Origin of the sequence: Aurantibacter sp., assembly GCF_039941195.1 — a bacterium.
Classification (GTDB): domain Bacteria; phylum Bacteroidota; class Bacteroidia; order Flavobacteriales; family Flavobacteriaceae; genus Aurantibacter_A.
In genome coordinates, this window is sequence record NZ_JBDVFA010000089.1 from 1 (window position 1) to 24184 (window position 24184).

The 24184-nt window shown below is 33.7% G+C and carries 19 protein-coding genes and 1 pseudogene; 6 read left to right on the plus strand and 14 right to left on the minus strand.

Annotated elements, in window-relative coordinates:
* Positions 1–127: pseudogene (locus ABJF52_RS14965) on the plus strand (DNA polymerase III subunit delta); the annotation flags it as partial.
* Position 128: 1 nt separating this feature from the next.
* Here the strand turns inward: ABJF52_RS14965 and ABJF52_RS14970 are convergent.
* The 6 genes from ABJF52_RS14970 to ABJF52_RS14995 form a co-directional block, all read right to left on the minus strand.
* Positions 129–494: a DoxX family protein gene (locus tag ABJF52_RS14970; RefSeq protein ID WP_348151951.1), complete on the minus strand. Its 366-nt coding sequence runs from the start codon at positions 492–494 to the stop codon at positions 129–131.
* Positions 495–961: 467 nt separating this feature from the next.
* On the minus strand, positions 962–3373 hold the full coding sequence (locus ABJF52_RS14975) for a thiamine pyrophosphate-dependent enzyme (RefSeq protein WP_348151954.1): 2412 nt from the start codon (positions 3371–3373) through the stop codon (positions 962–964).
* A 162-nt stretch (positions 3374–3535) separates the two neighbouring features.
* Positions 3536–6382: a metalloprotease gene (locus ABJF52_RS14980; protein WP_348151957.1), complete on the minus strand. Its 2847-nt coding sequence runs from the start codon at positions 6380–6382 to the stop codon at positions 3536–3538.
* 11 nt (positions 6383–6393) lie between these two features.
* Positions 6394–7080: a TIGR00730 family Rossman fold protein gene (locus ABJF52_RS14985; RefSeq protein ID WP_348151959.1), complete on the minus strand. Its 687-nt coding sequence runs from the start codon at positions 7078–7080 to the stop codon at positions 6394–6396.
* Between the two features lie 59 nt (positions 7081–7139).
* Entirely contained in the window at positions 7140–9989 is a 2850-nt protein-coding gene (gene uvrA / locus ABJF52_RS14990; protein ID WP_348151962.1) for an excinuclease ABC subunit UvrA, read from the minus strand.
* Positions 9990–10074: 85 nt separating this feature from the next.
* Positions 10075–10851 (minus strand): TIGR03915 family putative DNA repair protein, encoded by a 777-nt coding sequence (locus tag ABJF52_RS14995; protein WP_348151965.1) that lies wholly within the window; start codon positions 10849–10851, stop codon positions 10075–10077.
* A 303-nt stretch (positions 10852–11154) separates the two neighbouring features.
* Here ABJF52_RS14995 and ABJF52_RS15000 point away from each other — a divergent pair, with 303 nt between their 5' ends.
* The gene (locus tag ABJF52_RS15000; protein WP_348151967.1) at positions 11155–11919 is read left to right on the plus strand and encodes a LexA family transcriptional regulator; all 765 of its coding nucleotides are present in this window, start codon (positions 11155–11157) and stop codon (positions 11917–11919) included.
* Position 11920: 1 nt separating this feature from the next.
* On the opposite strand, the gene ABJF52_RS15005 is transcribed toward ABJF52_RS15000, so the two are convergent.
* From ABJF52_RS15005 to ABJF52_RS15020, 4 genes are read right to left on the minus strand one after another with little or no spacing between them, the layout of a single operon-like run.
* Complete coding sequence (locus ABJF52_RS15005; protein ID WP_348151970.1) at positions 11921–12349, minus strand: GNAT family N-acetyltransferase; 429 nt, start codon at positions 12347–12349, stop codon at positions 11921–11923.
* An 8-nt stretch (positions 12350–12357) separates the two neighbouring features.
* Complete coding sequence (locus ABJF52_RS15010; RefSeq protein ID WP_348151973.1) at positions 12358–13134, minus strand: hypothetical protein; 777 nt, start codon at positions 13132–13134, stop codon at positions 12358–12360.
* Positions 13073–14758, minus strand: coding sequence for a gamma-glutamyltransferase (gene ggt, locus ABJF52_RS15015; protein WP_348151976.1), 1686 nt, complete (start codon positions 14756–14758; stop codon positions 13073–13075). Before ggt ends, ABJF52_RS15010 begins: the two co-directional genes overlap by 62 nt.
* Before the next feature lie 48 nt (positions 14759–14806).
* A complete protein-coding gene (locus tag ABJF52_RS15020) occupies positions 14807–15391 on the minus strand; it encodes an acyl carrier protein phosphodiesterase (RefSeq protein ID WP_348151979.1) in 585 nt (194 codons plus the stop codon).
* A 76-nt stretch (positions 15392–15467) separates the two neighbouring features.
* On the opposite strand from ABJF52_RS15020, the gene glmM reads away from it, so the two are divergent.
* Positions 15468–16856, plus strand: coding sequence for a phosphoglucosamine mutase (gene glmM / locus ABJF52_RS15025; protein ID WP_348151981.1), 1389 nt, complete (start codon positions 15468–15470; stop codon positions 16854–16856).
* Position 16857: 1 nt separating this feature from the next.
* Complete coding sequence (locus ABJF52_RS15030) at positions 16858–17673, plus strand: endonuclease/exonuclease/phosphatase family protein (RefSeq protein ID WP_348151984.1); 816 nt, start codon at positions 16858–16860, stop codon at positions 17671–17673.
* On the opposite strand, the gene ABJF52_RS15035 is transcribed toward ABJF52_RS15030, so the two are convergent.
* Both ABJF52_RS15035 and ABJF52_RS15040 read right to left on the minus strand, forming a co-directional pair.
* Positions 17663–18658 carry a sterol desaturase family protein gene (locus ABJF52_RS15035; RefSeq protein WP_348151987.1) on the minus strand — a complete coding sequence of 332 codons (996 nt, stop codon included), beginning with the start codon at positions 18656–18658 and terminating at the stop codon, positions 17663–17665. The two genes, ABJF52_RS15030 and ABJF52_RS15035, sit on opposite strands and share 11 nt — an antisense overlap.
* 65 nt (positions 18659–18723) lie before the next feature.
* Complete coding sequence (locus tag ABJF52_RS15040; protein ID WP_348151989.1) at positions 18724–19620, minus strand: lysophospholipid acyltransferase family protein; 897 nt, start codon at positions 19618–19620, stop codon at positions 18724–18726.
* A gap of 57 nt (positions 19621–19677) precedes the next feature.
* Between ABJF52_RS15040 and ABJF52_RS15045 the strand changes: the two genes are divergently transcribed.
* Both ABJF52_RS15045 and ABJF52_RS15050 read left to right on the plus strand, forming a co-directional pair.
* Positions 19678–20328 carry a rhomboid family intramembrane serine protease gene (locus tag ABJF52_RS15045; RefSeq protein WP_348151992.1) on the plus strand — a complete coding sequence of 217 codons (651 nt, stop codon included), beginning with the start codon at positions 19678–19680 and terminating at the stop codon, positions 20326–20328.
* Positions 20329–20475: 147 nt separating this feature from the next.
* A complete protein-coding gene (locus ABJF52_RS15050; protein WP_348151995.1) occupies positions 20476–22119 on the plus strand; it encodes a hypothetical protein in 1644 nt (547 codons plus the stop codon).
* Between the two features lie 76 nt (positions 22120–22195).
* Here ABJF52_RS15050 and ABJF52_RS15055 read toward each other — a convergent pair whose 3' ends face one another.
* Positions 22196–23329 (minus strand): TlpA disulfide reductase family protein, encoded by a 1134-nt coding sequence (locus ABJF52_RS15055; RefSeq protein WP_348151998.1) that lies wholly within the window; start codon positions 23327–23329, stop codon positions 22196–22198.
* 107 nt (positions 23330–23436) lie between these two features.
* Complete coding sequence (locus tag ABJF52_RS15060; RefSeq protein ID WP_348152001.1) at positions 23437–23946, minus strand: hypothetical protein; 510 nt, start codon at positions 23944–23946, stop codon at positions 23437–23439.
* Between the last annotated feature and the right edge of the window lie 238 nt (positions 23947–24184).

Below are 24184 nucleotides of genomic sequence, written 5' to 3' on the forward strand. Positions count from 1 at the left end.
CCCAATGAAAAAGGTAAGTAGTATTATTTCGAGTCTTCGAGAGCTAGATTTAAAAGGCAAAGGGGTAGGAGCTACGAATATATCGCAAGGTGATTTACTTAAAGAGTTATTAGTGAAAGTACTATAAATTATTTGCGATCTATACTATATTTTCCTGCACCCATAATCATAATTACTGTAAATAATAAAAGATATACTATAGCCTTTTCTTGCACGCCGAAAGGGTCGGATAGGTGTACAAAGAATATAGCGACAAGCATTGTTATTATTGTGGGTATGGCTGCTAACCTAGTTTTATAACCTACTAAAACAAATAAAGGACATACAAATTCGCTAACAACAGCAAGAAATAAACTGGCTGGAACACCAATTCCTATTGGATCTCCAAATTCAAAATCACCAGAAAGTAATTTTGAAAGTTTTGGTACTCCATGTGTAAGCATTAAAGCTGCTGAACCTATTCTTAAAATTCCTAGGCCAATATCCTTTTTCATCATCATAATATGTGGGGCGTAACTATGTTTTTGTAAAAATATAAATTTTAAATCCTTTTCTAAAGAAAGTTTTTAAAGATAATTATAAATTAATTTATGTAAATGGTAGTAAATATCAGTGGTGACTTGATATTTAGCAATTTACAATAGAAAAAATTCTGTTTCTGATTATTCTTTAATGTACTTAAAAATAATGTTTTAGTCTCTTTGGGGCTTTCTATTTTAACATTGGCTTTGAACAGCCAAATATTTACACTTTTAAGAGTTCAGGCTTTATTGTGATTTGTGAATAAAGAGGAAAGAAAATACGTATGTATATCAAATAAAGTATACTGATTGGTTGTTATTAATTGCGCTAAAGCAATTGATAATGTAGACTATTTGTTGACAAAACAAATCTTGTCACTTATGGCAAATGATAAATGCTTAGTAATAAATACTGAACGAGGACTTAAGGTTAATTGCTACTATCGCAATTGCGGATAATTGGTTGGGTCTGCTTCATTCATAATGGCATAAACCCTTTCAAAAATATCTTCAGCATTTGGTTTCGAGAAGTAATCACCATCAGAACTATATGCAGGCCTATGTGCTTTTGCAGATAAAGTTTGTGGTGCGCTATCAAGATATTTATATGCACCTTGTTTTTCCACAATTTCTTGCATTATATATGCTGAACACCCACCAGGAACATCTTCATCAATAACCAATAGTCTATTTGTTTTTCTTACACTCTTTAATACGTCTTGGTTAATATCAAAAGGTAATAATGTTTGTGCATCTATAACTTCAGCTTCTATACCCACATCGCTTAACTCCTTTGCAGCTTTTTGAACTATGCGAAGTGTAGAGCCATATGAAACTAGGGTAATATCTGTTCCTTGTTTTAAGGTATCAACAACACCAATTGGGGTACAAAATTCCCCGAGATTATCAGGCATAAATTCTTTAAGTCTATAGCCATTAAGACTCTCAATAATTAAAGCAGGTTCATCGCTTTTTAAAAGCGTATTGTAAAATCCAGCAGCTTGCGTCATATTTCTTGGCGATAGGATGTAGATTCCACGTAATACATGTATTAAACCTCCCATTGGAGAGCCCGAGTGCCAAATACCTTCAAGTCTATGACCTCTTGTTCTAATTATTAAAGGTGCTTTTTGCTTGCCAAATGTTCGATATCTTAACGTTGCTAAATCATCTGTTAAGGTAGCTAAAGCGTAAAAAATATAGTCTAAATATTGAATTTCAGCGATAGGTCGTAACCCACGAAGAGCCATTCCAATACCTTGTCCGATAATGGTAGTTTCTCGAATACCAGTATCGGATACCCTTATCTTACCATATTTTTTTTGTAAACCTTCTAATCCTTGGTTTACATCACCAATTGTACCGCTATCTTCCCCAAATATTAATATTTCAGGATATTTGTTTAATAATTTATCAAAGTTATCTCTCAAAATTACACGTCCATCAACTTTTTGTGATCCTTTGGTATAATTTGGTTTTATTCTTGCGACATTGGTTGCTTTGTTTGGAAACTCACTATATAAAGATGAACTATACATAGGTTGCGTGTCATCTAAAAAATTTGAAACCCATTTTTGCAAAGCGAGTTTTTCTTGTGAATCTTCACCTAAAAGATATCGAAGCGCTTTACGCGAGCTAGTTGCTAAGTCTTTCTTTATAGGTTCATCGATTGCTATTAGGTCATTTTTTATTCGTGTTAAATGTACCCTATTTCCACTATTTACTGCGGCAGAATCCAATAATTGAATTAATGTCTTTTTATGGTCTTTGTGCGTACTTAAGTACTCTGACCATGCTTCTTTTTTTGCAATTCTTACTTCGCGTTTTATGTTTTTTTCAAGCTCTAGTAGTTCCTCTTCGGAAGCAATATTTGATTCAATTATCCATTCTCTAAAACGTTTGTTGCAATCATTATCCCGCTCCCAATTTAAACGTTCATCACTTTTATAACGCTCATGTGAACCAGAAGAAGAATGACCCTGAGGTTGTGTTAATTCAACTACATGAATTACTACAGGAACATGTTCTTCACGAGCTAAATCGGAAGCATCTTCATAAGCATGCATTAATGCTGTGTAATCCCAACCATTTACTTTTATTAGTTCATAGCCATTACTACTTTTATCACGTTGAAAACCGCTAAGTATTTTTGAAATATCTTCTCCTGTTGTATGGTATTTTGCGGGTACAGATATTCCATATTCATCATCCCAAATGCTAATAACCATAGGAACTTGTAAAACGCCACCGGCATTAATTGTTTCCAAAAACATACCTTCACTAGTACTCGCATTACCAATAGTGCCCCAAGCAATTTCATTGCCTTTTTTCGAAAAACCATTCGAATTTAAACTATCTAATAGTCGATAAACCTTCGATGCTTGTGCTAAACCTAAAAGTCTAGGCATTTGGCCTGCAGTACATGAAATATCACCACTGCTATTTTTTTGTGCAGTAAGATCTTTCCAACTACCATCTTCATTTAAACTATGGGTAACAAAGTGACCTCCCATTTGTCGTCCAGCACTCATGGGTTCTTTTTCAATATCAGTAGTTGCGTAAAGCGAATGAAATAGTTGTTTGGGTGTTAATAGGCCTAGGGCCATCATAAAAGTTTGATCTCTATAGTAACCACTTCTAAAATCACCATTTTTAAAACTTCTTGCCATTGCTAACTGAGGCAATTCCTTTCCATCTCCAAAAATTCCAAACTTGGCTTTTCCAGTTAAAACTTCTTTTCTTCCTAATAAACTAACGGTTCTACTTAAAAATGCTATAGTATAGTCTTTTAGGATTTGTGCCCTAAAATCATCAAATGAAATTTCGTTGCTTGTTTTGGAAGTTATCTTCATAAAGTTGTACGGAATGTGTTACAAATGTAACATAACTAATACTTTTTTGCAATGCGAATAGTACTATATAAAGTTAAATCATTTGCAATTTTTACCGCCGAAAGTTGATGGTTCTTCGGTTATGTATTTGAAGCTTAATAACTTATTATTGAATGGCAATGTTTAAAACCATTTCCTAGTAAAAAGGCCAATTAGGGTTTTTGGGCTCAGGGTAACTACAAAACGAATTTTCTCACCATAACTAGGTTGCGATATTTCCCAGCCATTATTTGAGTAAACAGGTAAGTACAATTCAAAATAATCTGTAAGTAGATTAAGTCTTATACCAGAATCATAAACAAACTTTTCTTTCTGATTTTTATTTTTCACAAAACCTAAATCACCATAAACCTCTATCCATCGCCATAAATTTACACTTGCATTGGCCGTAGCAATCCAATCATTCGAAAGACGATATCGTTGATCCAGAAAAGACTTAAAACCCCCTTCAGCGATTATTATTTGTTGGCTGTATATTCCTGAATTTTCTGATCTACCCAAATAACTATAATCAAATAAATAATCGGTAGGACGGTCTAATGCGAAATTAAAAAAGCCTACCCCAGGGTCAATTTTATTTCTAAGAAATTTGCCCGCGAAAAAACGTAAATTTAACTGTCTATTGCTTTGAAATAGTTTTCTGTATTCCCACTCAAATGAAAGTTTTGTGAAAATATTTGATTGTTGCGCATCAATTAACCACGAGGAATAATCAATAATACCATTGTTGGAATTAAAAAAGCGTGCATTTAAAACACTATAATCTGGATTTGTATCTAAATCGTTTAAACTTTCATCTATGGTTCTAAATACATTCACATATCTCAAATTAAGTGCCATTCGTTTATTTGACCTTAAATTTTTGGGGCGCCATCCAAAAGTTATAGATGGTGTAATAATTGAATATCTTGAGTTTACTTGGAAATGAGAAGTAGAACCACCTAAGGAGTAGCTCGTAACATAATGTCCACTTTTACCGTGGTATTGCTTGTATGATATTTTTCCTGACCCTACAAAAGAGTTGTCCTTCATTGCATATGAAGGGGAGAAGTCATAAACAAATGGTCTTTCTAATAATGTTTTGTTATAAATTCTAAGTCCTGGTGACCAACCATCGTAAATATTGAAACCTAGTACTGGTACATAGAATATTTGATTGTAATAAGGGTCCTCAGCGTCTTTGAAAAATTGAAATTTTAATTTCTTATTGCTGGATAAAAACCCTTTTAATGATTTCCAATTATCTCTTTGATTAAATTCAGGAATTTTCTGATCATAATTTAGTACTAATCGTTCTGCTTTGCTCCTTGCAATAGTAACCGTGCTATCGTCAGCAATGTTCGAGAACCAATATTTGGATATAACAGTATCTTTCTTTAAACCAAATAATGATATTGGAACATTAGTACCTGTTTTATTTCGAAGTGTAATTTTTAAAGAATCTTCCGATTTAATTACCTTTTTTATTTTAAAATCAATTTGTTCATCAGTACTTACATAATCACGAAAAAACCAATCAATATTAGTGTTGGCAGACCTTTTCATGATAGATTCAAAATCAATGATTTTAACCTCATTCAATTTATAGTACTTGAAAAAAGTTTTTATTCCCTCATCAACCTTTTCTTCTCCAATATAGTTGGCTAAATAGGCTAAGCCCAGGCCTGCTTTGTAATTATTCGCAATTTTTTGGTTGAATTTTAATAATGAATCATTAGGAGTTGTTAAGGGTTGATCTATGTTTTTTCGAGCCATCAACATATAGAGCAGTGGATATTGTTCATTAAAGTCCATTTGTGCTAAATGAAAGCTACGAACACCCCAAATTTTGCTTAATTTTCCTAATAATTTTTGATCTGGATAAAATTCTTCCACATATTTTATCATCAAGTAATTGGCGATTGCTCCTGAAAGCCATTTTTCTTTTCTAGGATTTAGATAAAGTGATTCATTAAGTATGACATTTAATGCGGTTTTAAGAAACTTCATTTCATACTGAAATTGTTCGCCATATGGTCTAATAAAAGAGGGAAGTTGGTTTATACCATATAATGGATTTTTATTGTATTCTAATTGGCTAACTAATAAATCTTTATGTGGATATTCTCCTAAATTATCTACTATAAATTTTGAAACCTTTTCTATTGAAAGTCCTTGAGATAACTCATCGTAACGTTTGGCTTCTAAATCAGTTGTTACGGTCATAAAACTATTTACATGCGTGGTAAATCTTTTTTCTGGTGATAAAATAAGTTCGCCGCTTTTTTGATTTTCACTCTGTAATTGTACTTGTTGACCACTTGGAAACTGTGTACTGCCTAAAACCTGATAATTAGATTCGATAAATAGTCCTTTTGGACAAATTAGATTAATCGTTGTTTCTGTAACATCGGTATATAAATCTTCTAAATTTTTATTGGAATATAAATGCCATTTACCATCATAGACAGCAGGAGTGAGGTACCAGTCTTTTAAATAATATCCTCCTTTGCTATCATATCCATAGGGTGTGAATTTATTTTGAGGTAAAATAACATTGTAAGTAATAAAAACATTTACCGAAGCTCCTGGTGGAAGCGGTTCATTAAGATACATCTTTAGAATATCTTTTTCACTTGTACGGTCTAAACGAATGCCTCTATACTGATCATCTACTACAGTTACCATTTCTGTGTAACCTCTTTCGCGTTTCTTAGCGAGATGAAGACTCCTTTTGAATTCTTCCGCAAATCTATTTGCTAGTCCCGTATCCTTATCTGAATATGCATGTGCCCAATCATTAAAATAGAGAATTTCTAATACATCATTAGAATTGTTTTTATAGGTAAACTCTTGCTGAATGTTTATTGTTTTAGTCTCGCCATTCAACTTAGCTGTAATTTGATTTATGTGCTGCGAAAACACAGAATTGAACCCTAAGGAAAAGGTAGCAACGCATAAAAATAATTGAAATTTCACAGCTTTTTTCAAACGAAATCGAATTAAAAATTTGGACTAAGTTGATGTCCTTTATAGAAGGAATCGATAATATCAACAACTTCCTGTTCATTATCGGCAATGGTAATCAGTTCTAAATCTCCTGCACTTATATTACCAGCTTCAAGCATCGTGGTTTTAACCCAATCAAATAAACCACCCCAGAACTCAGATCCCACCAATATAATCGGGAATTTTTCAATTTTATGTGTTTGAATTAAAGTTATAGCTTCGAAAAGTTCATCTAAAGTTCCAAAACCGCCAGGCATTACGACAAAACCTTGTGAATATTTTACAAACATTACTTTTCGAACAAAGAAATAATCAAAATCAAGACTTTTATCGCTATCAATATATGGATTGTCATGTTGTTCAAAAGGAAGGTCGATGTTCAGCCCTACCGATGTACCACCTGCAAGGTGAGCGCCTCTATTACCGGCTTCCATTATTCCTGGACCGCCGCCGGTAATTACACCATAACCAGATTCTGCAATTTTCTTCGCTATACTAACAGCTAGTTCGTAATACTTATTGTTTTCTTTTGAGCGGGCAGAACCAAAAATAGAAACGCATGGACCAATAGCACTCATTTTTTCATAACCATTTACAAACTCACCCATAATCTTGAATAGTGCCCAAGAATCATTGGTTTTTATTTCATTCCATCCTTTGTAATGTGTATCGTTTCTCATGAATAAAATTTTATTTTGTTCTCTTTTAAAAGAGCGTCAAATCTAAATATTTAAAATACTTATTTAATTGTTCTTGTCGGAAATAATTCTTCTTTCAAAAACCGGGCCGTATGGCTCTTTTTATCTTTTGCAACTTGTTCAGGCGTACCTTTTGCCACAATCATTCCGCCGCCACGACCACCTTCATAACCAATATCAATAATATAATCTACCATTTTTATGACGTCCATATTATGCTCAATAACCAAAACGGTATTCCCTTTGTCTGTTAAACGGTTCAAAACTTCCATTAAAACTCTAATATCTTCAAAATGAAGTCCCGTTGTAGGTTCATCTAAAATATAAAACGTATTCCCAGTATCACGTTTAGATAGTTCAGTGGCTAGTTTTACACGTTGTGCTTCACCACCAGATAAAGTGGTCGATTGTTGCCCTAATGAAATATAGCCTAAGCCAACATCTTTTATTGTTTTAAGCTTTCTGTGAATTTTAGGTATATTTTCGAAAAAATCTACAGCTTCATTAATAGTCATTTCTAATACGTCTGAAATTGACTTTCCTTTATAGCGTATCTCTAGAGTTTCTCGATTAAATCGTTTACCATGACAAGTTTCGCATTCTACATAAACATCAGGAAGAAAATTCATTTCGATAACACGAAGTCCGCCTCCTTGGCAGGTTTCGCAACGACCACCTTTTACATTAAAACTAAATCTACCAGGCTTATAACCTCTAATAGCGGCTTCAGGAGTTTTCGTAAATAACGAACGAATTTCACTAAAAACGCCAGTATAAGTCGCTGGATTTGATCTTGGTGTTCTACCTATTGGTGACTGATTAATATCAATTACTTTATCGATATACTCTAAACCAGTTATTTTTTTATAAGGCATAGGCTTTTTTACCCCATTAAAATAATGCGCGTTCATAATGGGGTAGAGGGTTTCATTAATAAGAGTCGATTTACCACTACCGGAAACACCTGTTACACCAATCATTTTTCCTAATGGAAAAGTTGCACTAATATTCTTTAAATTATTACCGGTGCATCCAGTAAGTTTAATTTCCTTCCCATTTCCTTTTCTACGTACTTTTGGGACTTCAATTTCTTTTTTGCCAGTAATATAATCAGCAGTTAACGTGTTAAACGTAGGCAATAATGATGGTTTTCCTTCAGAAATTATCTCCCCACCATGCTTACCAGCTTTTGGCCCAATATCAATCACATGGTCGGCACGTTCAATCATATCTCGGTCGTGCTCAACAACGATTACTGAATTACCAATGTCGCGTAATGCTTCTAAGGATTGAATAAGTCTATTATTATCTCTTTGATGTAAACCAATGCTAGGTTCATCTAATATATAGAGTACTCCTACCAATTGCGATCCTATTTGCGTTGCGAGGCGAATCCGCTGTGCTTCACCTCCTGATAGTGATTTTGAGCTTCTATTTAATGATAAGTAATCAAGACCAACATCCAATAAAAAACGAATTCGTGTTCTTATCTCTTTTATTATTTCTTCTGCTATTTTTTTCTGATTACCGGAGATATTTGTGGCTAAGCCGTCAAAGAAAATAGCTAATTCAGCTATATCTAAATGAGCTAATTCTGAAATATTTTTATCTGCAATTTTAAAATAAAGTGATGCTTTTTTTAAACGTGCACCGTTACAGTGGCTGCAAACTTCTTTGTTCATAAAGTCTTTAGCCCAACGTTTTAAACTTGTTGAGCCCGATTCTTCATATTGCGATTTTATAAAGTTAGATATACCTTCATAATCAATTTTATAATTACGTTTTACACCTAAGGTTTTTGAATCAATTTCAAAACTTTCCTGTCCTCCAAACAGCAGTATTTGAATTGCCTCTTCTGAAATTGAAGAAATCGGATCTGTGAGTGTAAAGCCATAGCGCTGCCCTATAGTCTCAATTTGTCTAAAGGCCCAAGAATCTTTATAGTCACCCAAGGGAGCAATACCTCCTGATTTGATGGAAAGCTTCTTATCTGGAAATATTTTATCCACATTTACCTCGTATACATGGCCTAAACCATTGCAATGTGGACACATGCCTTTTGGTGAATTAAAAGAAAACGTATTTGGTTCAGGGGAAGGATACGAGATGCCGGTGGTTGGACACATTAAATCTCTACTAAAATAACGTGGCTCTGCAGTACCTTCTTCTAATACCATTAAAACGTTCTCTCCACTATACATAGCGGTGTTTATTGTTTCCGAAAGTCTTTTATCTAAGTCTTCACCATCAATTACTTTTAAACGATCGATAACAATTTCGATATCATGCGTTTTATAGCGATCAACTTTCATGCCCTTCACAATATCTTCTATTGCACCATCAACACGAACTTTTACAAAACCTTGTTTACCAATTTGTTCAAATAGTTCACGATAATGTCCTTTTCTTGACTTTATAATAGGAGCAAGGATATTTATTTTTTTACCGTCAAAATCCTTTTTTATTAATTCCTTAATTTGCTCATCGTTATAACTAACCATTTTCTCGCCTGTATTGTAACTATGCGCATCTCCAGCGCGAGCAAAGAGTAATCTTAAGAAATCATATATTTCGGTAATTGTTCCTACGGTAGAACGAGGAGATTTTGAAGTGGTCTTTTGCTCAATAGCTATTACGGGGGAAAGGCCGTCTATCTTATCAACGTCTGGACGTTCCAATCCACCAAGAAACTGCCGCGCATAGGCTGAGAAAGTTTCAATATAACGTCTTTGCCCTTCAGCATAAATAGTGTCAAAAGCCAATGAAGACTTTCCACTTCCTGATAAACCAGTGATTACTACTAATTTATCACGTGGTATGGTAACATCTATATTTTTGAGGTTGTGAACGCGTGCGCCTTGTACCTCAATATTTTCTTCGTATTCCGTCATTAATTTGGCAAAACCGCAAAGGTATGATTTTGAGAGCTAATATCAAGCTTAGCCGCATTTGGACTTAATCAATAAAAAATACGTTTTAAACAGCTTCTCTTTTTAAAATAAAATTGTCATGTTTTAAAATTGGTTCCTGTTGCTTCAATACCTTTTTATTAATGCGCGAATGAATGGAAATACTTCTAAAGTAATTATCAAATAATTCTTGGTAGGTAAAGTCTATTTCTGCAAATGTGCCTATAGAATAACTGTTAGAAGTATAAAAATCTTGCAAATCGAGCGAAATAATTTCAACTTTTTCTAAATCATAATAAATTCCATAATTCCGCTTTATATCATAGATTAACCAGTGTTGTTCATTGTATTTTGAACGGTAATTCTTTGATATTAAAGGAAGTATGTCAAATTCTGGTTCAATATTGATAAAGCTAATATTATCTTTAGTTTTTTTGAATTTTGAAAAAGCTTCAATATGTTGCTTTTCATGACTAACGCTTTTAACTAATTGTTCAATTTTTAAATCAATTGGATTTGAAAATTCAGTAGGAAAAGGGTCATGTTCTTTAAATAGTTTTTGAAGATATTTAAATAAAAGAATCTCCACATCTTCGGTTTCACTTTGGTACGCGAAATAGATGTTTTTTATAGCTGTCATACTTTTCCTTTCCACACCATGCCAGACACGTTTTGCCTTTTCAAGGTTTGTGAAAATAGTTTTAGTATTGGTAAACAAACCATTTATATTAACTGATGTTTTTTGAATATTACTCACTGTAATATTCTTTTCATAGGCTATATATACAGCCGTTAAATACCCATTAAAACTTCCGTCATAAATTAGAACCTTTGTATCTGCCATGGTAATTTTTTTAATGAATAATTACTGTAATATTGTAATTATTCCAAAATTATGGAAATATTCCTAATTATGGAAATAATCCATTAAATATTTTGGAAACATTCCTAATTTAGTATCTTTGAGAGTACAATTTGGAGAGGCTTCTTAATTTTATAGAACACAAGTTATTGGTTGTGAGTGGTTTTTGCGGAATTGTTAGGGTGCTATGGAATTATTCCAAAATCTCAGTTTTAGTTGAGATGTTGATTATGATGTGATTGTTAACGCATCGCTTACTGATTTTATAATAAAGATTTTTTAGACATGGAAAATGAATTAACGCTTAAACGTTTTACGGATGTTCGTAGGGAGTTGGGGTATACACAAGCTGAATTTGCCAGATTATTAGGTATTTCTAGCACAACTGCAGATATAGAAAGAGGTCGTACTAAATTATCAGGTAAGGTTGTAGCAGAGCTTTTAAAACAATTTAAAATCAATCCGCTTTGGTTATTTGGACAGAGTGAACAACAACACTTAGAAACTTCTAAGGCGAGTGTAATACCTAAAGTGGTTACTGTTGATTCATCCGATAGAGAAAATATAGTCTTGGTGAACGCTAAAGCTGCCGCTGGTTATCCACAAAATATACAAGATGTTAGTTGGTATAGAGAATTACCAGCTTTTGATTTACCTATTCCAGAATTTAGAAATGCTTCTTACCGGGGTTTTCAAGTAGAAGGTGATAGTATGTTGCCCAATTTAAAACCTGGTGAATGGGTACTTTCAAAAGCTGTTGATAGTATTGATAATGTTAGTGCTAATAAAATGTATGTTGTTGTTTTGGAAGACGCTGTACTTGTTAAAAAAGTTATTTGTAAACCCAAATCAAATAATGTTACCCTTATTTCATTGAATGAGTCGTATCCGCCTTATGAGATTAAACCATTTCAAATTCAAGAAATTTGGGAAGTAAGTAGTAAAATTACTTTTGGCGTGGATGCTACAACGGAAACGGGACTTTTAAGACAACTTCAAGCCTCTATGGAAGAGTTAAAAACTCAAATTCATAAACAACAGGCAAGTTAATTCAGTCTAGTATTAGTCGATACAATCCGCTGTCTTTTAATTTAAATCCCAAACTTTTATATAAACTTATGGCTGCCGTTCTATGATGGCCCGAAAAAAGTATAATTTCATTTAAATTCATTTTTTCAGCTTCTTCAAGAAGTTTTTCCATTAGTTTTCTACCCAATCCTTTTCCTCTATAGTTAGCCGAAACTACTACATCTTCAATCATTCCTTTATGACCAGAAATTACCTTGTAAGTAACCATTGCAGCCATTGCAATAAGGGTATCACCCTCTTTACAAACTGCTAAAACAATAGTATTATTTTCTTTTAGAGTTTCTGATAATGATAGCTGTTTTATGTTTGAATTTAACTCATTGAATAATGCTTCAACTTGTTTTTGAGTTGTATCATTTATTTCACTTTGCTTGAGTATAGTTGTTGTCATTAATTCTATTAATTATAGGCTTTAACATTCCCCATATCTAAAGTCATACTACCAATCTTATGACTAGCGGGCAGAAAAAGTCCGTTTTCCATTACTTTCCAATCGTCCCAAGTAGCCCTTAATCCTCCAATTGGAATTATTTTAACCCACATTTGAAAGCTTTCGGGAAAACCATTTGAATTTAATTTCCATAAATAGGAATCACCAGGGGTCGTACCCCCAGATGAATAAGTTACCATAAGTCCTTCTGAACCATCGTCTAATAGCACAATACTTCGGTTTGTTCCTTTATCGAAAACTTTAAAAGGTGCTAACAGCCAAAAAGAGTCATTATTAAAGTAGTCTTGCGCCTTTTTAATTGAATCATCTAAATGATTGGATAACAACGTTATACCTTTATTTGTAGCTGTACTTTTAGAAGGATTATTTAAATTTAGGTTTACTGCATAATCATCCCAGGATACTAAAACCCGACCATTTTCTTTGTCCCATTTGTATGTATGTTTTCCTCCGGCAAAAGACCATTCTAAAAAACGTGTTTTTATATAAATATCATTATTAATTGTGGTTAGCATTTGTTCTGCTAATTTATCTGCACCTTCAGGATTATTAGAATCGGGTAGGGGTTGGTTATACATAAAATAAGCAACTAAAAGACCAATAAAAATTATGCTTAAAATAACCCCCGTAATTTTTAAAAGCCTTTTGAATAATTTCATACCATTAATACCCCACTGCTTTATCGTCACCTCTTTTATCAGCGCCACCTTCCAAACTACCATCATCTAATATTCGTATGGCATCAACTTTACCAATAATTGGTGTAAATTCTTCATTAATTAGATATCCTTTTGTCTTCAATTTTTCTTTGAGTTCTCCTGAAAACCCGTCAGGTTCAAAAATAATTGCATCTGGTAACCATTGATGGTGAAAACGGGGTGCATTTACTGCTTCTTGCATGCTTAAATTGTATTCATAAACATTGAGTATGGTTTGCACCACTGCTGTAATTATAGTAGAACCACCTGGGGTACCAACAACCATATATAATTCTCCATCTTTTTCTACAATTGTAGGTGTCATACTACTCAACATTCGTTTTTCTGGCGCAATGGCATTCGCTTCAGCACCAATTAAACCAAACATGTTAGGTACTCCAGGTTTGGAGCTAAAATCATCCATTTCATTATTCAAGAAAAAACCTAATTCATTAGAATATAATTTGGAACCATAACCACCATTCAACGTTGTAGTTGCAGATATAGCTGTACCTTCTGAATCAACAATAGAATAGTGTGTGGTTTCCATACTTTCTATAATTTCAACTTCACCATGAGAAACGTCTGCTGATTTAGTTGCTGTATCCCAAGAGAAACTTTCCATTCGTTCTTTTAAATACGAATCACTTAAGAGTTTTTCCATTGGAATATCGACAAAATCAGGATCTCCTAAAAAGTAATTCCTATCTGCATATGCTCTTCGCGAAGCTTCTGTGAATAATTGGACAGTTTTTTCAGAATTATGACCAAATGACGATATATCATGAGGTTCCATCATCTTTAAAATCTGATTTATGGTAAAGCCACCACTACTAGGGGGACTCATGGAAATAATTTTTAAATCGCGATAATCAAAAGTTACTGGACTTCGCCATTTGGCTTCATATTTAGCCAAATCTTCTTCGGTAACAAACCCTCCTTTATCTTGAATAAATGCTGCTAGCTTTTTGGCTGTTTCACCCTTATAAAATCCATCACGTCCATTTTTAGCAATACGCATTAAGGTGTTTGCTAATGCTTGATATTTTATAGTATCTCCTGCTTTACAAATGGTAGGGAAAGCTAAACTATCTCCATTTACCTCTATCATTAATTCGTGGTAGCCTGCTAATCGTTTAGCCTGCTTTTCAGTAACAACAACTCCACGTTCTGCTAGTGCTATTACTGGTTTCAAAATTGTTTCGAAAGGTAAGGAACCAAACTTTTTATGTACCTCATATACACCTGCTACTGTACCAGGAACACCAATTGCAGTAGCGCCTACTGTACTCATTTTTGGAATAACGTTGCCGAGACTGTCCAGATACATATCAGCATGTGCAGAAAGCGGCGCTTTTTCTCTATAATCTATAGCACCAGTTGTGCCATCTGCTTTTCGATAGACCATAAAACCACCACCACCTAAATTACCTGCAAATGGATAAGCAACTGCTAAAGCCATTTCAGTGGCTACCATAGCATCAAAAGCATTACCGCCCTGTTCTAATATATCGGAGCCAATTTTGGAAGCTTCTTCTCTTGCAGAAACAACCATGGCACTTTTTGTTACTAGTCCGGTTGGCAATACTGGCGCCTTTCGGCAATTAATAAATAGTAACAATACGAAGGGAATCAAGAGTGTTTTTTTCATAGGTTTAAAATTTAGTAATGAATAAAAAATCTTGGTCTTTCATGCTAGTTAGAGTGAATTGAATTTTTGTTTCGAGTAAACCCGTAGCTCTTCGAAGAAATCTGTAAATTCTTTTTCAAAATCTTCATAATGTTCTTCAAGATCAAGAATCGCAAAATTCATTTTCGATTTATTCTTGGTCCGTCTATTTACACCATTCAAAACTCTTCCAATACCTTCCATTTTTGAATAATTATAAAGCCAATTATCTGTAATCATATACGGCATCATATGCTGTACGCCGTGTGGCAAAATTTCAAAATTATCTTCTAAAAGGTCATAAAAGCGGTCTACAAAGACTTCTAAGGGTTCATCTGAATACTTAACCCAATTTTTAGCCAAAAAATGATCATAAAAAATATCTACTATCACCATACTATAATGGCTATAATTTTTATGTAATCTTTTGCTGCTAATTTTTGGTATAACGTGTGAGTCGGTATAACTGTCGATTTTTCGATGCAACATAATACCCTTCTGAATGCGCTCAGGTAAATGCTTGTATTTGTTTCCTCGAATGCTATCGGCAATAAAATTACCTATACTAATTTCGTCATCTCCAAAAGAGAGGTATATATGGGCTAAAAAATTCATATGGTCGAATTTACAAATTTGTTCCGACGGAATAATCTTGGTACTTGTATATTTGCACAAAAAATTACATTAACCTATGACATTAATAAAATCGATTTCAGGAATTAGAGGAACAATTGGTGGTAAGCCCGGAGATAACTTAACTCCTTTAGATGCCGTTAAGTTTGCTGCATCGTATGGTATTTGGCTAAAAGAATACTCTAAAAAAGATAAATTAAAAGTTGCTATTGGTAGGGATGCGCGTTTGTCTGGTGAAATGGTGCAAAATTTGGTTGTTTCTACTTTGGTTGGTTTAGGAATAGATGTTATCGATTTAGGTTTATCTACAACGCCAACTGTTGAAATTGCTGTACCGCTTGAAAATGCTGATGGAGGTATTATTCTTACTGCTAGTCATAATCCAAAGCAATGGAATGCCTTGAAATTATTAAATGAGAAAGGCGAATTTTTGGATGCAGCCCAAGGAGCTAAAATTCTTGAAATTGCAGAAAAAGAAGATTTTGATTTTTCGGAAGTTGATGATTTAGGAGAAATTTTAAAAAATGATGCATATTTAGATATTCATATTGATGAAGTTTTAGCGTTGCCTTTAGTTGATGCCGAAACCATTAAACAAGCAAAATTTAAGGTTGTTGTAGATGGTGTTAATTCTACCGGTGGTATTGCGATACCTAAACTTCTTGAAGAATTAGGTGTTGAAGTTGTAAAATTATATTGTGATCCAACCGGTCATTTTCCACACAATCCTGAACCTTTAAAAGAGCACTTGGGGGATATCTGTGAATTAGTAGTTAAAGAAAAAGCTGATTTTGGAATTGTGGTAGATCCTGATGTTGATCGTTTAGCTTTTATAAGTGATGATGGCGAAATGTTTGGGGAGGAGTATACCTTAGTTGCTTGTGCTGATTATGTTTTGGGTAAAACTAAAGGTAATACAGTTTCTAATCTATCCTCTTCTAGAGCTCTACGCGATATTACCGAGAAACATGGTGGAACCTATGAGGCTTCTGCTGTAGGTGAAGTAAATGTGGTTACGAAAATGAAAGCGAATAATGCTATTATTGGAGGTGAAGGTAATGGCGGGATTATTTATCCTGAAAGTCATTACGGACGCGATTCTTTAGTAGGTACTGCTTTGTTTTTGATGTTGATGGCTGAAAAAGGAGGTACTGTAGCTGAACTTCGAGCTAGTTACCCTTCTTATTTTATGGGGAAGAAAAAAATTCAATTGACACCAGAATTGGATGTTGATGCAATATTGAAAGGAATGGCTGAAAAATATGAAAATGAAGATATTTCTACCATAGATGGGGTTAAAATTGATTTTGCTGAGAATTGGGTACATTTAAGAAAATCCAATACAGAACCTATTATTAGAATCTATACTGAGGCCAAAAGCCAAATAGAAGCAAATGATTTAGGTGAAAGAATTATTTCTGAAATTAAAGAAATTGCAGGTATTTAAAATGATTACATATTCAATTTTTAACATAATTAAAAAGCCATTATTTGCATTTGCAATATTGGCTTTTTTCTTTCATACTAAGAATAGCGCACAAAACGAGCCGGATACACTTCGGATTATGAGTTTTAATATTTTACATGGTGCCACGGTAAAGAATGATTTTAATTTGGATACTATTGCGGGGGTAATTAATGTTTACAAACCACATTTAGTTGCTTTGCAAGAAGTAGATTTTAAGACGAGTAGAGCAAAAGAATACGATTTACCCACTGAAATAGGTTATCGTACTAAAATGGCTTCTTTGTTTGCAAGAGCGATGTATTATGACGGTGGCGAATATGGAGAGGCAGTACTTTCTAATTATACTTTTATCGAAAGTGAAAATATGGCATTACCTCACCTTGAAAAGTCGGAACCGAGAGCAGCACTAATCACCAAGGTTAAAACAGAAAAGGGAAATATAATTCAGTTTGTGGCTACGCATTTAGACCACCAAAAGAAAGAGGAGGACCGAATTATGCAAGCAGAGGCAATTGTAAATATAATGGAGGGCACAGACTTTCCAACTTTGTTAATAGGCGATTTAAATGCGGAAACTGAAAGCGCAACTTTAAAAATATTGAATACAAAATTCACTAAAGCAAATCATGAGAATGCCTTAAAAAAAACATGGCCTGCAGATGCTCCAACTGTTTTACTTGACCATATATTATATAATATGCCCAATCATTGGAAGGTGCTTGACTATGAGGTGTTATGTGAAAATTTTGCAAGTGACCATTGTATTGTAATGGCCACTTTAGTTTTTAAGCCTTAATTTTTTGTTCCTTAAAATAAGCAGCTCGAACAATTTTTGAAGTTTGATGTTCACCGGTATGATGCCACCCAGGAGGCATAAAAATATACATTAGTTTGTTTTTGAGACCTGGTGCGTTGATAACATCCTTGAAAAGGGCAATAAACTCACCAAAATAGACATCGATAAAATTTCCGGAATCCATTTTTCTGGTAATACCATATTCTATTTTCACCTCTTTTTCTTCCTCTTGATAGGTGCCGAAAACATGATCCCAAATGTTTAATAAATTGCAAAAATTAGTATCCATATATAATGGATTTCTCGCATGATGTACCCGATGATGCGAGGGAGTTAGTATTACTTTATTCAATGGTCCAAATCTTCCGTCTTTTATAAGGTTTTCACCTACATGAATAAAAGCACCATAGGTACCGTCAATAAACATAATTAGAAATAGTAATTCTGGTTGTACTCCTAATAAAATACAAACCGTTGTTCTAACAATGTCGGCATAAGGTGCCTCTAAAAAAAAGTGAGCATATGTTACTGAAAGATTCATGTTTTCTGGGGCATGATGCGTAGAATGTAAACACCAAAAAAGCCGAACTTTATGTCCCCAATAATGATATAAAAAATGTCCAAATTCCCAAACGATATAACCATAAATAAACCAATACCAGGTCATTTCTGTCTGAAAGGGAGCATATTTTTGAAAAAGTCCAATACATAGAGTGGTCATTGCAATGGCAATAAATCGTCCTATAAAACGATTGAATACGTAAATCAAAAAGTTTACTTTGTAAATTTTAGTGTCGGGTTTTTTGTAAATTAAACCTAAACCTAATTCTAAAAGCACCAGTAGAGGTATAAGAGGGTAAATTAATGAGACGATGCCATCGTATGTTCTAAACTTACTGTAATCGCCTTCTTGTAATATTTCCCAGGCTTGTGAGATGCCAAGAAAACCTATTATTTCACTGTAAATTGTTTCGAGTACTTCCATTTTAGTTAAGTTGTTTGGTAGGTCTAATTTATAAAAAAACTAAAAATAAGTGCAAACAAGGTATGTTAATTGGCTTGTGAAAATTCAGGAGGGACTTTATCCCGATGTTTCCAACGTTTATGCGTCCAGAAATAGTGTTCTGGTTTTTCTCTAATTTGTTGTTCTGTTAATGCAATAAACTTTTTAGTAATTTCATTGGGCGCTGTTTCTTTACCAGCAAGTGTAATAGGAATAAACTCTGCCTCGTAATAACCTCTTTTAACCTTAGAAACTTTTAGGAAAACCACGGCTAAATCCATTTTTCTTGCCAAGGTCTCCGTTCCAACAAAAATAGGTACTGTAATACCCATAAATTTATCCCAATAATGAGCATGCATTACCATTGGTGATTGATCACTTACCATTCCGTATATAGACGTTAGACCTTGCTTGTAATTTCGAATAACAGTTTTTACGGTTTCATTTTGGGTAATTAATGTGGTATTCCAACGCGATCTAAAATCCTTCACCATTTTATCAAAATACTTGTTGGCTACTTTTTGGTATACTGCATAGCCCTTGCTTTGTACATAGAGATTTAAACTAACGTTCCATTCCCAATTTGCATAATGTGAACACGGAACTAATATGCTTTTTTCTTTTTCAATTTCTTGTATAACCTCAATATTCTTGATTTTATAACGTTTTTTAACTTCAGATTTTGAAAGGTTCATCGTTTTTACCATTTCCAAAAACATATCGCACATATGTTTATAAAACTCCCTTTCAATATACTTTAACTCTGCTTTACTTTTTTCAGGAAATACTAAACTCAAATTATCGTGTACGACTTTTTTGCGATAACCAACAATGCGATAAACTAAGAAGTATACAAAATCAGAAAATAGATAGAATACATTATATGGTAGAATAGATATAAACCATAAAAGTGGATAGGCAAGAATAAAAACTAGTAGTTGCATGCAAAAAAAATGTGTACAAATATAGCTATATTTGGCGCCAAACTTTAGTAGAACTTCATGGGCAATATTGAAATAGTTACAATCATTATTATAGTGGCAAATGTGCTCGTTTCTTTAAAGGGTTTTAATGATACTGATTTCTTCGAGCGCTATAAATTTCAGATAGGACCAATAAATGCGGGTCAAAAAGATCGAATGCTTACTTCTGGTTTCCTTCATGTAGATATAGCACATCTCGCTTTTAACATGTTAACACTATTTTTCTTTGCAGATGTAGTTATTAATTGGTTTGGATCTACAAAATTTTTAATACTATACTTTATTAGTTTAGTTGCTGGTAGCTTATTGGCCATGTTCTTTCATAAAGATGAACCTTATTATTCTGCAGTTGGCGCTAGTGGTGCTGTAGTTGGTGTACTTTATGGTGCAATTTTGCTACAACCTAACATGAGCTTATACTTAATGTTTATACCTATTCCAATACCAGCATATGTTGTTGGTATCGGTTATTTATTGTATTCTATTTACGGTATGAAAAGTAGACTAGGAAATATAGGACACACTGCACACTTTGGTGGTGCGATTGGTGGTTATGTTACAACTTTACTTTTTTTACCAGACCTAATTTTTACAGAAACCTTAATGGTAATTCTATTGGCTATTCCTATTATTATTCTTTTTGTAATGGATAAAATGGGTAAAATTTAGTCACTTCTTTCCTGTTATTTGTTGGAATTCTTAAAAATAATCAAGGAATCGTGCGGTTCAACGAATATAATATGCCTAAAAATACCTTTAGCGTAATCTTGCCGTTAAATTAGAGCCCAAAATCTAATTTATTAAAACCTACTTATTATGAAAAAAGTTTCCCTAATCCTATTAGCGGTACTTGGTATTACTATTTCCTGTAGTGATGAAACCACAATCTACAGTGATCCACAAAGCGACATTAGTGTTGAAGAAAACGATGCAGTCTTAGGCAATAGTGTTGTCTATGACAAAGCTGGTGTTTTAGATATTATTGATGAAAATGAAATTGCTGGAAAATCTTTAAGCGGTAAAGCTGAAGAGCAGGCTGGTGATTATCCTTTAACGCTTGTTGCTCAAATTAATTCGCCTTCATTTGATGATGGTGGTGAGAATTTAACAGCGTCACATATTGATGTGGTTGAAAATTATGCATATGTATCCTATAATACTTCTGAAGATGGATATGCGGGTGCAATAGATATTATTGATGTAAGTGACCCAAATAGTCCAAATGTTACATCTAGACTTTATTATCTAAACGCAGATGTTAATGCCGTTAAGTATGACGGTGGATTTGTTTATTTAGTTGGTGGTGTTGATTCTGAAAAGTCGGTAACTGCAACTTCAAATTCATTTGTAGCTAAAATTAATGCTTCGGGTGGAAGATTTGATGTTGGTTCAGGAATTACTTATGGTTTTCAAACCGGTTATAATAGTACTGATATAGTTATTGATGGCAATAAGGTGCTAGTTACTAGTGGTAAAGAAGGATCCTTAACGATATTTAATAAATCAGATTTATCAATAATCTCTGAATATCCAGCAGATGACTTAAGATCTGTTGCTATTTATAATGATGAAATTGCTGTTTTGGATGCGAGTAAAGGTGTTAGTGTTTTAGATGCTAATCTAAATGTATTAAGAGAAATTGCGATTAATACTGATTTTGGACAAGCTACAAAAAGAACTATTGGCTTTACAAATGAGAATATAATTGTAGCTGAAGGTGCTAAAGGTGCTGGAGTGTACAATGCTGCAAATGGAAATTTTATTGAACACATAGCTATACCTATAAACCCAGAAGGTGTTGATCAGTCTGATCAAGTTACCAATGCAGTTGCTGTTAACGAAGAAGCTTTACTAATGGCGAATGGAGGAGCAGGCTTATGTCTTTCGGAAGATCAAGATTCTGGCAGTAGCTTGGTGGGTATTATTGAACTTGATGGTTCTATAAACTACGTTGAGTCTAAGGGTGATTATATCTTTGCAGCTTCAGGTAAGAATGGATTACAAGTTATTAAAATGAATAAGCCTGATTCTAGTTTAGAATCAAGATGCGAAAATTTAAATTACTATAGTGGTAGCTCAAGCTTAACAGTAGCGGCGAGTACAATTAAAGAATACAAAGGCTCTAAACGTTTTAGTAGAGTAAATGTTTATGGATCATTATTATTATGTGGAACATGGACTGTACAAAATAGTGCATACGTTTATGAAGATGGAATCTTTGAAATGAATGGTACTTTTGTAGTAGGTAGAAACAATAATAGAAAGAATTTTACTGTTGATGCAGATGCTACTCTAAAAGTTGAAGGTAATCTAACAATATATGGTGACCTTATTTTAGAAGATGGTGCTACTTTAGAGTTTATTGGAAACTCTTCTGTGGTATATATTGCTGGTGATGTTATTAGAAATGGTAATACCACTGTTAATGGTACTTTTAATGATTACAACAATAAGTTCTAAATTATATTTATAAAGCAATTAAAAAGCCTTTAACAGTTATCTGTTAAAGGCTTTTTAGATTGTGAGCAATAAAATACTAATCTAATAATTCAGCAACCTTTTGTTCCAAAGCAGGACCCCTTAAATTCTTTGCGATTATTACACCATTCTCATCTAATAAAAAAGCAGCAGGAATAGCTCTAATGTTATACAACTCTGCGATAGGGTCATTAAAATATTTTACATTCGAAATATGGTTCCAAGTTAAACCGTCATCTTTAATAGCTTTTTTCCAATCGTCTGCATTTCTATCCAAAGAAACACCTAAAACATTTAACCCTTTTGAATGATATTTTTTATAAACACTAACTATATTAGGATTTTCAGCTCTACAAGGTTTACACCAAGCTGCCCAAAAATCGATTAATGTTACTTTACCTAAAACATCTTTAAGGGCTAATTCATCACCTGAGGTAGTAGGTCCAGAGAAGGTAGGTGCAGTAGCACCAACTTCAGTAGCTTTATTTTTTTCAGCCTGTTCTTTTGCAATTTCTACTTTCTTTAAAATACCTGAGCCAACCTCAGTAGCTTTTATTCGGCTTGATAATGATTCGAACATCGTGGTAACTTCCTCCGGTGTAACAACACCTGCTGATGAAACTGCATCTAAAAGTAAAGCTGATACCAATGAATTGGGATTACTTTTTATAAATTCAAGGTTAGAATTTTTATACTCTTCTTGTAATTCATTCAACTCATCTTGTAATGAGGTCATAGTAGCCATATCATTACTAGCTTGCGCCTTTTGCATGTCCATTTGGGCAGAACGGCCTTTTTCTTGAATATAAGCTGATTTATCAATGTATTCCTGAAAAGCATTGTTTTGAGGTGTTCCACTTATTTCTCCTAGATTCAGACTGTCTTTTTGAGCTTCAATGGTAATACTACCATTCTCTAGAATTACTGCAGAATAACCTGGTAGTTGACCAATAAATAAATAGCGCATAACAGGTATTGTATCCGCAACACCTTTAAAAACAAACTTTCCATTTACTACAAATGTAGTATCAATATCTTCTCGTTGTCTTTGTTCGTTTATTTTAGTCATGATGACTTTAGTACTGTCAGCAACTTCACCTCGTAAAGTTCCTGTAATAGTGTAACCATCTGGTTCGCTGTTACATCCTATTAAAATAAGTCCTAGAATAAAGGGTAATACTATTTTTTTCATTTGATTCATTTATTAGCGCACAAAGGTAGCTATATAATAGGGATATTAAAAGAGCTCGTGAATCAGAAGTTTCACGAGCTCAACTATACTATTAAACTTCTAAAAAGCTAAAATTGATATCGAATACCTAGGGCAATGTCAAAGTCGAATCGGTCTTTAAAATTGTCGTATCCTAATACTCCAATTTCTGGTCTTATGTCCAAAGAAATTAAAATTGGCAAATCGAAATTACATTCAATACCTATGTCACCAGCTACAAAAGCAAAAGTTCCTCCATCGGGTTCAACTGCCGGGGCAAGGGTTGAGGGAATGGGGTCAAACTTTACGCTACCAACTCCTCCTCCAAAACCGTAATAGTAATTGAAAATATCACTTAAAGAATGCACCCACTGGTATACCCCAGATAATTTTACGGCATCATATGCTCTGTGATCTCTAAAGCCTAAATTTAATTCTGCTCGATTATACCGTCCTATTGCTCTTTGGTACGATACTTCTGCTCCAAAACCATCACTATCACCTAAACGAAGGCCTATAGTATTGTCTGATATTTCTTGCGCGTATAAGATTGACCCCATAAATAAGGTCAATATTGGTATAATTTTTACGATTTTCATAAGTTCTGTGTTAATTCGAGTTAGCATTGTATTCTCGATTAAAACAACTTAATTTAGCTTTCAAAATTGTTTTTCAGTGCATAAAAATATCTTAAATAATTTAAGTGATTCGTTAGAGGGGGAGTTGAAATTTGATGACCTTTCGAGAACACTATACGCAACGGACGCTTCGGTATACCGTCGTATGCCAATAGCGGTAATTTTTCCAAAGTCAAATAACGACCTTAAGAAAATTATT